Source organism: Nostoc sp. MS1 (assembly GCF_019976755.1).
Classification (GTDB): domain Bacteria; phylum Cyanobacteriota; class Cyanobacteriia; order Cyanobacteriales; family Nostocaceae; genus Trichormus.
On the sequence record NZ_AP023441.1, the window covers coordinates 3,090,588 to 3,103,682 of the forward strand.

Genomic DNA, 13,095 nt, shown 5'->3' on the forward strand with positions numbered 1-13,095 from the left:
AGTTAAAGAAGCAGCTATTGACTATATAAAAATAATGCCACTTGTGAAACTGGTACATTTTTTTGTACCAGTTATTGCTTAATTTAATGACTTGTAAATTAGTTTTTGAGTCCAGTCACTAAAGTGGTTTCGTCTTCCGTACTGATGATTCTAGTTGTTAATACAATTGCAGCTAAGTCACGTTAATTCAGGTGGATAAGATGCAAACGATTGGGCCACAAAAGGATAGCGCAGCTTGGGTTATTCAAACATGGGCAGCTTTTGTGTTATCTGTGTCTATGACTAGTTTTGGAATTGTGAATTTACCCGTTGATAACTGGGTAAAAGGTTTTATGGGTATGGGTTTAGCTTTTTCCGTAGGTTCAACTTTTACACTAGCTAAAACTACCAGAGATTCACACGAAGCTAGAAGATTAGCAGCCCGTATTGATGAGGCAAAAGTAGAAAAATTACTGTCTCAACATGACCCTTTAAATCTTAAATAAAATATTAATTCTAATTTCTTAATTGAATTGGTTCTAAATTGGCATAGCAAAAATAAAAGGGCTTATACATTCAGCCCTTCTACTTTATAAACAGATTTTATTATCTTAATAACGGGATTTCTTATTTTTTGATTTTTGTTTTCTCCGTCGCTTTTCGGTAACTACAACTGCTTGGTCTATTGGGTAGCCAACAACAGGAATTACCTGGAATTTGCGTTCTTCTTCTAAATTTTTCAGTTCGGTGTAATCAACCCAATGAATACAATCGACCGGACAGGTGTCGATCGCTTCTTGAATAACTTCTTCCGCGTCCCCATCTTGACGAATTACACGCGATCGCCCATAATCAGGCTCAATATAGAAGGTATTACGCGCAACGTGGGCGCAGTGTTTGCAACCAATACAGGTGATTTCATCAACGTAAACACCTTTTTGGCGCAACATCCCACCTAATTCTGGTTCAAAACCAGAACGTTCTGGAGCATCCCGTAAAAAGCCCCCTAGTTCTGGTTCAAAACCGGAACGGTTATCTTCTTGGTCTTCCGGCGACGGCAGAAAATCAGCCATTACGCACTCCAGCGTTGTACAACTAAGCGAATTGAACCATCTTCATTTTTTTGCTGTTCTGTAACTTGAAAACCTACACGAGAGGTTTCTTTCACTACGGTTTGGTAAGCATAACGCTGAGTCACTTGACGCAAGAAACCATCAACGGAGAGATTTTGCTGCCAATATTGTAAATCAGCTACTAATTCGTATTCTTTGCCATTCCATCTAAAGCCGATGTCATAGCCATTTTCCTGCTCGATGGTGATTTCCGCAGGATGGGTTTGACCGCGATAGCCGCGTACTTCTCGTGGCCCCCTTTTCCAGTCTATGCCCAATTCGGTGAGCGCATCTTGTAAAGATTCGAGGTTACGGATCTGAGTCTTAATTTGGCTAAAGTGTGACATGGTGGTTGTAAATCAACGACAATAAACAGTTGTGAAACTTACCAATCGCTGTAAGTTGCTTGCGTGTTTGCCACACTAGATTGCTGCACCTGCGTGGCGAAGAACTCCGAGGTTGGCTCATGAGTGAGTACCAGTCCTAGCTGCGCCTCTATTGCTGCTGTAACTTCAGCGCAGGAAGCACCCACAATGCCAGTGACTTTTTCTTGTACCCGACCGTCTGGATAGATGATAAACTCTAGTGTCTCCATACTCTTGGCCAACCACGATAAGTACGCTTGTATTTTACTGCCTTAGCAGTAGGCTATATGTATAGCTCTAGGAACATTGTTACTTAGACACAAACTTGGCATTTTTTACCTAATGTTCCATCTCTCGAAATAAATATCTCAGAAAATTTACAAAAATTATTATTCTTATAAGCTAATACATCCATCATTAGTTAGTCTCTCTTAACCTAATCCAGAAGTCAAGGTTAATTTTATTGTCATGAATTTTGAGCGTGAAAGGCTTGAAAAATCTGTACTAGGGGTAGTGTATCGAGTTTAGTTAATTGTCAATATAGGTGTTTTATTGAAAATTTTTATCATTATCATCAAGTTTGACTTAATTATCGCCTGGTAAATAGAGCTTTCCTCCGTTAGACACGATACAAGTGGCAGAGGTTATCCTTAGTCCGCACCTGTTAGTAAGCTGTTACATATTCAATTTTCATCATAAGGGCGCTCATGATGCTCACCCCACAAGAGTTTGATTTAATTTCACTATGCAAACCAGATGTTTTTCATCTGACAACATGGAGAACCCCAACGAACATTAACCTGTCGGACTTTTCAAACAGCCATTAAGCCGCCTCACCTCGAACCTTGCTTTTATATATCTACTTCATCATCAATTTAATTTTTTGATTAACATCGTAAATTTCAGTTATATGAAGTTTACTGATATAGCTTTAGCTGATATTGTGAAATTTAGTTTATACAAATACGTTATTAGTATCTCAGAACAAATTTAATATATGCTGCTTCTAAGCTATGAAAAATAATGCTGTGGTTTACTTTACTGGTGCGATCGCGCCAATATTAGCTTCTAAACAATTTGCCATTATCTTTATCTCGATTTTTTCAATCATTCTGATTTTATACTGTCTTACAACCAACCCCATTAGACAAGGTGATGGCTATGAATACGCTTTAATTTTGCAAGGTTTCTTCAATCATTTCAGCCCAGATATTAGAGAAAGTGATATCACCAGTCTGATCAAAATTGTCGAGAATCAACCTAGTAACTACGATGTTAAAGTCCTACAAGGAACGCTGGAAGCATTAAGAAATGGTGAAAATGAGATTTACTTAGGTATTCTCAAATCTAACCGAGGGGAGTATTTTGGCTATCATTTTTGGCTATATCCATTAATTAACCTTCCGGCTAAAGCGTTTCTTGCTATTTTGAGGCTGAATGAACTCAAAGCGTTTCAATTAACTAACGCATTCTTGATTGATTTTACGCTGGGTTATGTTTTGCTGTTTTGCCGACAATCCCCTTTAGTGCGGTGGGCGATCGCATTATTGTATATAGCAGGGTGTGTGTTCTTTTACCTGCAATGGCCGCATCCTGAAGTTTTCATCGCTGCATCTATTTTAATTTCTGGATGCGCCTTTCTTGACCGACAGATTTATATTGCAGCGATCGCAGCTACTTTAGCCACGTTACAAAATCCATCGGTCGTTTTTCTTTTGGCATCAATTTTAGTATTTTTCTTAGGAAAAAATTTAAAATCAAATATTCTCAAACAACCTTTAGAGTTTATCAAAAAGCATATCTGGTTGGGTTTGATCGCGGCCGTCTCTCTTTTTCCTTATGGTTTTTACTATTATCATTACCAAATCCCAAATTTAATTGCCAAAAGAGGTTTTGTTGACCCCAGTTTAATTAGTTGGGGACGTTTCGTTTCTACACTTCTTGATTGGAATCAGGGACTAATTGTTGGTTTCCCAGGCTTAATGATTGGGGGTTTAATTATTGCCATATATCGTTTAATTCTGGTTATAGTTCAAAATAAACATCCAATATTTAACCCAAATGATATATTTCTATTAGCATTTTTTTTAATGCTCCAGCCAACTTTGAGCCAAACAAATTGGAATCATGGACAGGAGATATTCAGCCGTTATGCGTTTTGGTCAGCAATGGCTTTAATTGTCTGGGTAGCGGCAAATATCCAAGATTTAAAAGGCTTACTTAAATATTTACTGTTGCCTTTGATGTTGGTTTTACAAATTTTTCCCAATGAGCTTTTCTTCAGACATCCTTGGGATGGGCATTATTTAAAACTGAAACCTCCAGCAACTTGGCTTTTATCAAACTTTCCAAATTGGTACAATCCAGAGCCGGAAATATTCGCAGAACGTGCTAGAGAATATGAACGTTTTGGTGAGGCGATCGCACCTAATCAAATAGATTCGCCCTTTATTTATTTTGATAAAGCTGGCAACATTAGAAAAATTCTGATTTATCAAGATTTTGCCAAACAAACAGAAGAGCGTCTTTGTGGTACGAATGGAAAACTAATTAGCAACAATGCACAGGAATCGTTAGAAAAACAACTAGCTAATATCTCCTTTAATCGTCAAGGTTGGGGCTATCTCAATGGTAGTTTTCGATGTGCTACACCCTTTACTGTAACTTTTGCAGATGATGGTAATTTCCGTAATTTTGCCCGTAAAGGTTGGGGAAAATTAGAAGGCAATGGCAGTTTGATAAGGCCGCCGGAAGCGGTATTGTCTTTACCTATTGAAACTCGGAAATTAAATGATGTAAAGCTGTTAGCCAAAATTGAGAATTTGTCAGTAAATCCAAAGTTGCCAATCGATTTGGAGTTAATTGTTAATAAACAACCCGTTACTCAATGGACTTTAAATACTACAAGTCAGATTACTGAATATGAGGCGGTGATTCCTGAAAAAATCCTGCGTTCTAATTCTCCAGTATCTATAAGTTTCCGGGTTGTGGGTGCTTCGAAAAAATCTGATAAGTCTGTAAAACTCAAATTCTCATCTGTGAAAATAGATTCAAAAGGTTTGTAGTAATCTGTAGGGTGGGCAATGCCCACCTTACGTATTAAAAACTAACTATAAATCTGTAGCATTCATCAAATAAGAAATCAACTGCTAACCAAAAATTCATAAATAGCCTGATAAGTCTCCTCTGGTGCTTCTTCGGGTAGAAAATGACCACAAGCTAGAGACTGACCGCTTACATTAATTGCACGTTCTCGCCAAATTGCCAAAACATTATATTTACGGCCAATGATTCCTTTCTCACCCCACAGCACCAGCACTGGACAGGAAATTTTTTGTTTTATATCGAGTTCATCATGCTCTAAATCAATTGTCGCCGCAGCACGATAATCTTCACAGGTGGCGTGAATAACAGCAGGTTGAGAAAAGCAACGTATATACTCGGCTAAAGCTTGAGGATGAAATGCTGAAAAATCTTTACCCCACTTTTCTAAACACTGGCGTAAGTAATATTCGGGGTTAGCACTGATGAGGGTTTCGGGTAAATTATTGCCTTGAATTAAGAAAAACCAATGATAATAAGCTGTGGCAAATTCTTTATCAGTAGTTTTATACATTTGATATGTGGGTGCAATATCTAGTAGGGCGAGTTTTGTAACGCGGTGGGGATGGTCTAAAGCTAGACGATGGGCTACTCGCGCTCCTCGGTCATGTCCAACAACGTAAAATTGCTCATACCCTAACTCAGACATGACCTCTACTTGATCTTGCGCCATGACCCGTTTTGAATAACTGATGTGGTTAGGAAGACTCTCAGGCTGGGAACTGTCGCCGTATCCTCTTAAGTCTGTGGCAATTACAGTGAAATTTTCCGCCAGACGAGGGGCTATTTTATGCCACATCACATGAGTTTGGGGATAGCCATGTAACAAAAGTAGCGCCGGGCCATGACCAGCTTTGACTAAATTGATTTGAGCTTGTGTTGTCTTAACTGTAGTTTGTTCAAAGTTTGTGAACATAATAACTCACGCTCTTTGTTAATCCAAACTAAACTCAACAAAATCTCTTGGCGTGAATAACATATTTTTATCTACGGCCGAGAGGATTTTATTATTAGTGCGATCGCAAGCATCGCCTAAGACCACCTGAACGCCTACGGCTTCTAGTTCAGCACGAGATTTTTCACTTCTTAGGAGTGCTGTAACTTGGAGATTTTGTTTGGTGAGATAGTTGGCAATTTCTCTACCAACACCGCGACTAGCACCAACTAAAAAAATATTGGCTGTGTTTGCCATAGAATTTTCATCACTTACGCTCAAAGGATTCTATCAAAGGATTGCGATCGCGCGTAATCACTCCACCTTGATAGCGTACATCAGCCTCAATGCTGCATAGTTTATCGAAGTAATTATACTTAGCCCGAATGTAGGAGAGATTTTTTTCAGTAATTATGCGACTCTAATAAGTAATTCATCTTAGGTGAGTTATGGGTAAGCGATCGCGACAATATTTAGAACCATCTCAAGATATTAAAGTAACCGCCACTACAAAAATTTGGGGGTTGACGGTTATTATGCTTGCTATTTGTATACCTCTGTCGAAGGTAACTAGAAGCGGCCCTATTATTCCTTTAGCGGCTCTATTAGGGGCAACAGCTAGTACTTTGGCTATATGGCGCTCTGATGAGAAGAAATTAAAGCCTCCGTATTTATCCGGTCAAGAAACAAAATTATTAGAACAAAGAATTGCTAATTTAGAAACTATAGTTAGTAGGGATGACTTTTATTTACATCAAAAAATTCAACGCTTAGAATCTGATGTGACTGCTGATGTACGCAATCAAGTTACTACACCAGAGAACAAAGCTTAACATTAACCATATATCATTAATTACAAACCGCAAGTATTACCTTGATTGGCTACGAACTAAGCTTAACCTAAGCCCATTTTTCCTGAGTTATATGTATATTAAAACCCGGTTAAATCATATTCTTCTTTAGAAAGATAACTGTTCTAGACCAACAGTATCGCTTGGTTAAGATTAGTTAGAATTGGTGGACTTCAGAGAAATTCTTCCTATCTCAGTCACATCAAGCAATCAAGGCTACAAATCCTCTTGATTTGGAAACTCTCTGCGAATTTTGCCTGTGATTGTGTTCTATTAGACTGCGAGGATTACGGAATTTTTAATTAACTAGAAGTTATAAACTTGATTAATTGCATTGGTATCACTTACCTTAAGTATGCAAAATTGTGCCACAGGATTGCAGATGGATTGGATTAGCTTACTCAAAGCTCAACAAGCTGACTTCCTTCTCCGTGTGAAAAAACCCAAGACTTACGATTTGTCTTTATTGGAAAGTCAAGTAAAAGGGTGTCACAGTGAAATTATGGCATTTTGGGGGGAGCCATTTGCCAAAATTCTTGAAGTTTCTCGCCGTCAAGCCGAAATCCTGGCGAAAAATCCGCCTCCCATCCCGCCTGAATATCCTGAACCGCCTGACTGGACAATTCCTTTCCCTATCTACTTCCAGCAGCAAGCAGAAGATTATTTCTTGCGAGAACAAATTGTCGATCGCATCATTACAGAACGTTTGGGTAAGTTACTCAAAAAGTTACCCCAAGATACCGTGAAAAACATGGTATTAGATGATGAAGGCAATTTGCGGGGTGAAAGCAAGTTTACTTATTTGTTGGCGGATAACCCAAAAGTCACGGTGCAAGTTTATGTAGCAGATGGGGAAAGTTTTAACGGTATTAAGAAAGATAAAATTAAGTGGTCAGTTACTCAAGAAGATTTAAAAAGTCACCAAGTATTAATCTTTTTGTGTTTGTTTTATCCATCCACAGGTAAACTTGGTTATGAAAAACAAGCTGTGATTGCTGGCTTCTTACCCACTAATGAAATAGCTTTAACTGAACCAAAACTATATTTTACTCCCAGCCATTTATTATATGCAGGCGGATTAAGTTGGTATTTGGAATCACTAACTGCTAAAAGACAAGCAAAACTTGATTGTCTGCCAGTAGTTATTGAAAGGACAATCCCGGAAACTATTCAAACTGTACCTTCAGAACATCCCCGTAAAGAAATTATCGGTGATTGGGAATGTTGGCAAACATTAAGAGGACACACTAGAGGAATTAATTGTTTAGCTTTTAGTTCTAGGTGTGAAAATGGTTTGCCAATATTAGCTAGTGGCAGTCGGGGAGAGACAAAGTTATGGGATTTAAGTCAAGGTGAATTAATTGATACTTTGTCAGAATATCCTTGGAATGTCTCTGGGATGGTAGATGAAATAAATTCACTAGCTTTTAGTGCTGATGGGCAAATGCTCTTAAGTGGCGGTGCAGACTCAACTATTAAAATTTGGCATACAGGCGCACTAGATTTAATTGATATTCTGCATAAGCATAATGGTGTTGTACGGTGTGTAGCTTTCACTCCCGACGGACAAATGCTAGCAACTGGTGGCGATGATAGAAGAATTTTATTTTGGGATTTAATGCACCGTCAGGTTAAAGCTATTTTGTCTCTAGATGATACAGCTGCCCATTCGCTCTTTTTGAGCAGAGATGGACAAACTTTAGTTACAGGTAGTTATCGCAAAATTAAAGTTTGGCAGACTACTGATTTCTGGGTAGGGAAAAATCTCAAAGATGCACAACCATCACATATTCTTACAGGTCATGCTCATATTGTGCGTTCTCTAGTGATGAGTAAAGATGGACAACTACTGATTAGTGGTAGTTGGGATCAGACGATTAAAATTTGGCACTTGGCGACGGGAAAATTAATTCGCACCCTTAAGGGGCATACAGATAAAGTATATGCGATCGCCCTCAGTCCTGATGAACAAATTATCGCCAGTGGTAGCGCTGATCAAACTATCAAATTGTGGCATCTGGAAACAGGGGAATTATTAGCTACCTTTACAGGACATACTGATATTGTCACAGCACTCACTTTTACCACTTCTGGGGAAATGCTAGTCAGTGGCAGTTTGGATAAGACAATTAAAATTTGGCAGAGGAGTTAATAGTTAGTCATTAGTCATTAGTCCATAGTCCATAGTCCATAGTCAACAGTTAATAGTAACTAATTATTCTCTCCTCTCCTCCCTCTCCCCCAACCCCTAATACAAACACTATGTTTACGCTTAAGCAAAAGTTGATATAGTTAAGACCAGCACAATTTATGCTCTAATACTTAAGGCGCAATGGGCTATGCTCCTGTGTTAGCTTTTGTTTTGAAGTGGAATTGTGCAACGAAAAATGAACAGCATTGTGATATTGAAGCTGAAGGAGTGGGCAAAATAATGCCAAATAATGACACCAAGCCTTCTTTGCAGCTGCAAGTTAAAACAATGATTCATTCCGGGGTTCAAACCGCTCGCAAGTTGCCTTTGCGCCTGATTTTAATAATTCCGTTTGTGCTGCAAACTTTCACCGCAGTCAGTCTGGTGGGCTATCTGTCTTTTAGAAATGGACAGAAGGCAGTTAATGAACTGGCTGATCAGTTGTTGATGAAGGTGAATGGGCTAGTTGATCAACATCTGGACACTTATTTAGCAACTCCTCATCAGATTAATCAAATTAATGTGGATGCTGCAAGGCTAGGAATGCTGAACTTGGAGGATTTTCAGCTAACAGGACGCTATTTCTGGCAGCAAATGCAGGTATTCAATGTTGGTTATATTAGTTTTGCTAATCCCCAAGGGGAGTTTATTGGTGTTGAACGGTTAAACAACGGTAATTTATTAATTAATGAAGTTTCCCAAAAACAAGGAATTGGCAAACTTTACGTCTACGATACCAATAATCAAGGCGATCGCCTCAAACTAACAGCCGTTAAAAATTACGATCCTAGAGTCGAAGCTTGGTATTCTGACGCTGTTAATGTAACTAAACCTATTTGGAGCCAAATTTACCAATGGGAAGATAAACCAAACATTTTATCTATCTCGGCTAGTTATCCCATCCATGATAAAAAGAATAAGTTTGCTGGGGTACTAAGTGTTGATTTAATCTTATCACAAATCAGCAGATTTCTTGCCAATTTAAAGGTAGGTAAAACAGGTCAAATATTTATTATAGAACGCTCTGGTTTAATAGTTGCAGCTTCTAATCAAGAATCACCATACGATGTGATTAATGGCAAGGCACAAAGAGTATCAGCGTTTGAGAGTAAAGATTATTTAATTCAAAAAACTAGCAATTATCTTCAGCAAAAGTTTGGTCAACTGAAAAATATTCGAGCCTATCAACAATCTTTGATAGAACTGCAAGGTGAAAAGTATTTTGTACAAGTCAAACCTTGGAATGATAAGTTAGGTTTGGATTGGTTAGTAGTTGTGATTGTGCCTGAAAAGGATTTTATGGCACAAATTCATACCAATAATCGGACAACTATTTTACTTTGCTTGGGGGCGCTGATCATAGCTACTGCAATGGGCGTTTATACTTCCCGTTGGATTGTCCTTCCTATTTTACAATTAACTCAAGCTAGTAGTGCGATCGCCTCTGGCAACCTTGCCCAAGAAGTGGCAATTCCTGAATTAAAAGAATTAAGTATTTTATCCACATCTTTTAATAAAATGGCGGGACAGTTACGCGATTCTTTTGCAGCTTTAGAACAGACTAATCAGGAATTAGAAAAACGAGTTGAGCAAAGAACAGCAGAAATCACAGCCGCTAAAGAAGCTGCTGATGCAGCTAACCGTGCCAAAAGTGAATTTTTAGCTAATATGAGTCATGAATTACGCACTCCCCTCAATGGTATTCTTGGCTATGCTCAGATTCTCCAATTTGACTCCAACGCCACGGATGAGCAGATGGAAGGTTGTCAGATTATTTATGATTGTGGTTCTCATTTACTGACGTTAATTAATGATATTTTAGATATTGCCAAAATTGAAGCTAAAAAATTAGAACTTTATCCTACTGAATCTAATTTAGAACAATTAATCTCCGGCGTTTGTGATATTTGTCGCATTAAAGCTGAACAGAAACAAATTAAATTTATCTATGAGGCACATCATCAGCTACCAACGGCTGTTTATGCTGATGAAAAACGGTTACGCCAAGTTTTAATCAATATAGTGGGTAATGCTGTTAAGTTTACCAAACAAGGAACAGTTACTTTTACTGTAGAAATCATTGGTAGTGCAGACACAATAACAATTCCTGACAAGTATCCACAGTTACCAGTCAGCACAATTAGATTCAAAATTGAGGATACAGGTATTGGGATGACAACCGAACAACTCAAAAAAATATTTTTACCCTTTGAACAAGTAGGAGATAATTCCCACAACTCAGAAGGTACAGGTTTAGGTTTGGCAATTAGTAGTCAAATTATAGAATTGATGGGTAGTGAAATTCAAGTTGAGAGTAATTATGGACAAGGCACTAAATTCTGGTTCGACTTGAATTTGCCAATAGTAGATGCTACAAAATTGCCTAAATCATCTAAAATTATCAAAAATCTAATTGGTTATGAAGGTCAGATAAAAACTATTTTAATTGTTGATGATGTTTGGGAGAATCGGTCGGTTTTTGCTAATCTATTATTTCCAATGGGATTCAAATTAATCGAAGCTCGTAACGGAAAAGAGGGTTTAGAACAAGCAAAAGCTTCTCAACCAGATTTAATTATTACTGATTTAGCAATGCCTGAAATTGATGGTTTCCAGATGACACAAATTCTCCGTTCTCAATTAGAATTTCAAAATACAGTGATCATCGCTTCTTCTGCTAGTGTATCTAACTTCACTCGTCAACAAAGCCAAGAAGCTGGCTGTAACGATTTCCTACCAAAACCTATAAATACTGAGGAATTGTTTAATATATTACAACGTTATCTATTTTTAAACTGGATTTATGCTTCAGATCATAACTCCTCAGCAAAAACATATCGATATCCCGAAGAAATTATATTTCCCCCTGCTACAGAATTAGTTAATCTATATCAAGCTGCTAAGACAGGTTATGTGATGGGTATTCAAGAAGAGATAAACAGAATTAGACAATTAGATGAGAAATATACGGGGTTTTCTAATAAAGTCTCGGAATTAATTGCCGAGTTTGAAGATGAGGAAATAGTGGCGATGATTCAACCTTATTTATCTACCTAATTTTAAGTATTTTAGATAGGTGATTCTTCGCAAATTGCTTGAATCAACATAGATATAAAACTAAGATGTTTTCCAGGATTATCAGATGAGCAGTCCCATCAACAACTCAATCTTAATAGTAGATGATATTCCAACTAACATCAAAGTTTTATTTGACATTCTTAATCAGGCAGGTTTTAAAATTTCTGTAGCCAAAAATGGACAAAGTGCCTTAGCTAAAGCCAAAGAAGCATTACCCAATTTAATTTTATTGGATGTAATGATGCCTGGAATTGATGGATTTGAAACTTGTCGTCAACTAAAAGCTGACACTAGAACTAAAGATATTCCTGTAATTTTTATGACTGCTCTGTCTGATACACTTGATAAAGTCAAAGGGTTACAACTGGGAGCAGTAGATTACATTACCAAACCGATTCAACATGAAGAAGTATTAGCGAGAATCAACGTTCACTTAGAATTACGCAGGACTCAGCTAAGGTTAGCGCAAGAAGAAAAGATGTCTGCTTTAGGACAATTAGTTGCAGGTATTGCTCATGAAATCAATAATCCAGTCAATTTTGTTTATGGCAACTTGATTCATGCTCAAAATTATATTACAGATTTATTAGAATTAATTAAATTATACGAAGACCATACAATTAATCCCATATCAGAAATTCAAGAATTTTCTCAAAAGATTGAATTAGATTTTATTAAACAAGACTTGCCACATTTATTATCTTCGTTAGCAATGGGAACTGAGCGTGTGGAAAAAATTGTGCGATCGCTGCGCTTATTCTCTAGATTAGAAGATGTAGAATTTCAGCAATTTAACATACATGAAGGTCTTGATAGCACACTCATCATTTTAAGCCACCGCCTTAAAGCTTCACCAACAAGACCAATAATCAACGTTATTAAAGAGTATGGTGATATACCTTTGGTAGAGTGTTACGCCGGAAAACTGAATCAAGTATTCATGAATCTGCTTTCTAATGCCATTGATGCCTTAGAAGAGGCAGTAATTAATGCTCAAATAACTCATGAACTAACAATTTGGGTTCGCACAGCCGTTACGGATGATACAAAATCGATATTAGTGGAAATTGCTGATAACGGAGTTGGTATTCCCTCAGAAGCGCAACAAAATATATTTGAGCAATTTTTTACTACCAAGCCTTTAGGTAAAGGTACTGGTTTAGGTTTAGCGATCGCCTATGAGATCATAGTAGAAAAACACAGTGGTACTCTACAAGTAAAATCCACCCCTGGCAAAGGCGCACAATTTTTAATCACTATCCCCATTCAGCAAATAAGTGATGAGTGCTGTTAGCGGTAGCGGCGCGTTTAGCGCGTGATGAGTTTTGAAGTTTCCTTATCCCCCTCATCTCCCTCATCCCCCGGTTGGTGAGCGTAGCCGTACCACTCCGTGGAAGCAAGCTACGCGGAGCGTGGCGTTTAGCCATACCACATCTCCTCCATCCCCGTTAGTAATTCATATCTACGGGGAAAACTTATTAAT

At 37.9% G+C, this 13,095-nt stretch carries 11 protein-coding genes and 1 pseudogene; 6 read left to right on the plus strand and 6 right to left on the minus strand.

From position 1 onward, the window contains the following. The first annotated feature begins 200 nt into the window (after window positions 1-200). A complete protein-coding gene (locus NSMS1_RS13385; protein WP_224093957.1) occupies window positions 201-485 on the plus strand; it encodes a YiaA/YiaB family inner membrane protein in 285 nt (94 codons plus the stop codon). Window positions 486-590: 105 nt separating this feature from the next. On the opposite strand, the gene NSMS1_RS13390 is transcribed toward NSMS1_RS13385, so the two are convergent. From NSMS1_RS13390 to NSMS1_RS13400, 3 genes are read right to left on the minus strand one after another with little or no spacing between them, the layout of a single operon-like run. After that, complete coding sequence (locus tag NSMS1_RS13390) at window positions 591-1,052, minus strand: ferredoxin (protein ID WP_224093959.1); 462 nt, start codon at window positions 1,050-1,052, stop codon at window positions 591-593. Continuing rightward, window positions 1,052-1,438, minus strand: coding sequence for a DUF1257 domain-containing protein (locus NSMS1_RS13395; protein WP_224093961.1), 387 nt, complete (start codon window positions 1,436-1,438; stop codon window positions 1,052-1,054). The genes NSMS1_RS13390 and NSMS1_RS13395 overlap by 1 nt, the downstream gene beginning before the upstream one ends. Window positions 1,439-1,476: 38 nt before the next feature. Continuing rightward, window positions 1,477-1,686: a DUF2997 domain-containing protein gene (locus NSMS1_RS13400; RefSeq protein WP_224093963.1), complete on the minus strand. Its 210-nt coding sequence runs from the start codon at window positions 1,684-1,686 to the stop codon at window positions 1,477-1,479. Window positions 1,687-2,469: 783 nt separating this feature from the next. Between NSMS1_RS13400 and NSMS1_RS13405 the strand changes: the two genes are divergently transcribed. Continuing rightward, a complete protein-coding gene (locus NSMS1_RS13405) occupies window positions 2,470-4,521 on the plus strand; it encodes a hypothetical protein (RefSeq protein ID WP_224093965.1) in 2,052 nt (683 codons plus the stop codon). A 77-nt stretch (window positions 4,522-4,598) separates the two neighbouring features. Here NSMS1_RS13405 and NSMS1_RS13410 read toward each other — a convergent pair whose 3' ends face one another. Both NSMS1_RS13410 and NSMS1_RS13415 read right to left on the minus strand, forming a co-directional pair. Further along, on the minus strand, window positions 4,599-5,474 hold the full coding sequence (locus NSMS1_RS13410) for an alpha/beta fold hydrolase (RefSeq protein WP_224093966.1): 876 nt from the start codon (window positions 5,472-5,474) through the stop codon (window positions 4,599-4,601). A 108-nt stretch (window positions 5,475-5,582) separates the two neighbouring features. Continuing rightward, window positions 5,583-5,750, minus strand: a pseudogene (locus tag NSMS1_RS13415) (NAD(P)H-binding protein); the annotation flags it as partial. Between the two features lie 191 nt (window positions 5,751-5,941). Here NSMS1_RS13415 and NSMS1_RS13420 point away from each other — a divergent pair. The 4 genes from NSMS1_RS13420 to NSMS1_RS13435 all read left to right on the plus strand — a co-directional run bounded on the left by NSMS1_RS13420 (window position 5,942) and on the right by NSMS1_RS13435 (window position 12,906). Beyond that, entirely contained in the window at window positions 5,942-6,325 is a 384-nt protein-coding gene (locus tag NSMS1_RS13420) for a hypothetical protein (protein WP_224093967.1), read from the plus strand. Between the two features lie 400 nt (window positions 6,326-6,725). Continuing rightward, window positions 6,726-8,495, plus strand: a complete 1,770-nt coding sequence (locus NSMS1_RS13425) for a WD40 repeat domain-containing protein (RefSeq protein WP_224093968.1) — start codon at window positions 6,726-6,728, stop codon at window positions 8,493-8,495. Window positions 8,496-8,822: 327 nt separating this feature from the next. Further along, window positions 8,823-11,591 (plus strand): ATP-binding protein, encoded by a 2,769-nt coding sequence (locus NSMS1_RS13430; RefSeq protein WP_224095226.1) that lies wholly within the window; start codon window positions 8,823-8,825, stop codon window positions 11,589-11,591. Between the two features lie 85 nt (window positions 11,592-11,676). Next, window positions 11,677-12,906: a response regulator gene (locus NSMS1_RS13435; protein WP_224093974.1), complete on the plus strand. Its 1,230-nt coding sequence runs from the start codon at window positions 11,677-11,679 to the stop codon at window positions 12,904-12,906. Here the strand turns inward: NSMS1_RS13435 and NSMS1_RS13440 are convergent. Beyond that, window positions 12,869-13,039 (minus strand): hypothetical protein, encoded by a 171-nt coding sequence (locus tag NSMS1_RS13440; protein ID WP_224093976.1) that lies wholly within the window; start codon window positions 13,037-13,039, stop codon window positions 12,869-12,871. The two genes, NSMS1_RS13435 and NSMS1_RS13440, sit on opposite strands and share 38 nt — an antisense overlap. Between the last annotated feature and the right edge of the window lie 56 nt (window positions 13,040-13,095).

Bases quoted from the DNA above. Each gene is read 5' to 3' on its own strand.
- NSMS1_RS13435 (WP_224093974.1), top strand. From the start codon at position 11,677: ATGAGCAGTCCCATCAACAACTCAATCTTAATAGTAGATGATATTCCA.
- NSMS1_RS13385 (WP_224093957.1), top strand. From the start codon at position 201: ATGCAAACGATTGGGCCACAAAAGGATAGCGCAGCTTGGGTTATTCAA.
- NSMS1_RS13420 (WP_224093967.1), top strand. From the start codon at position 5,942: ATGGGTAAGCGATCGCGACAATATTTAGAACCATCTCAAGATATTAAA.
- NSMS1_RS13400 (WP_224093963.1), bottom strand. From the start codon at position 1,686: ATGGAGACACTAGAGTTTATCATCTATCCAGACGGTCGGGTACAAGAA.
- NSMS1_RS13425 (WP_224093968.1), top strand. From the start codon at position 6,726: ATGGATTGGATTAGCTTACTCAAAGCTCAACAAGCTGACTTCCTTCTC.
- NSMS1_RS13395 (WP_224093961.1), bottom strand. From the start codon at position 1,438: ATGTCACACTTTAGCCAAATTAAGACTCAGATCCGTAACCTCGAATCT.
- NSMS1_RS13430 (WP_224095226.1), top strand. From the start codon at position 8,823: ATGATTCATTCCGGGGTTCAAACCGCTCGCAAGTTGCCTTTGCGCCTG.
- NSMS1_RS13390 (WP_224093959.1), bottom strand. From the start codon at position 1,052: ATGGCTGATTTTCTGCCGTCGCCGGAAGACCAAGAAGATAACCGTTCC.
- NSMS1_RS13410 (WP_224093966.1), bottom strand. From the start codon at position 5,474: ATGTTCACAAACTTTGAACAAACTACAGTTAAGACAACACAAGCTCAA.
- NSMS1_RS13405 (WP_224093965.1), top strand. From the start codon at position 2,470: ATGAAAAATAATGCTGTGGTTTACTTTACTGGTGCGATCGCGCCAATA.
- NSMS1_RS13440 (WP_224093976.1), bottom strand. From the start codon at position 13,039: ATGGCTAAACGCCACGCTCCGCGTAGCTTGCTTCCACGGAGTGGTACG.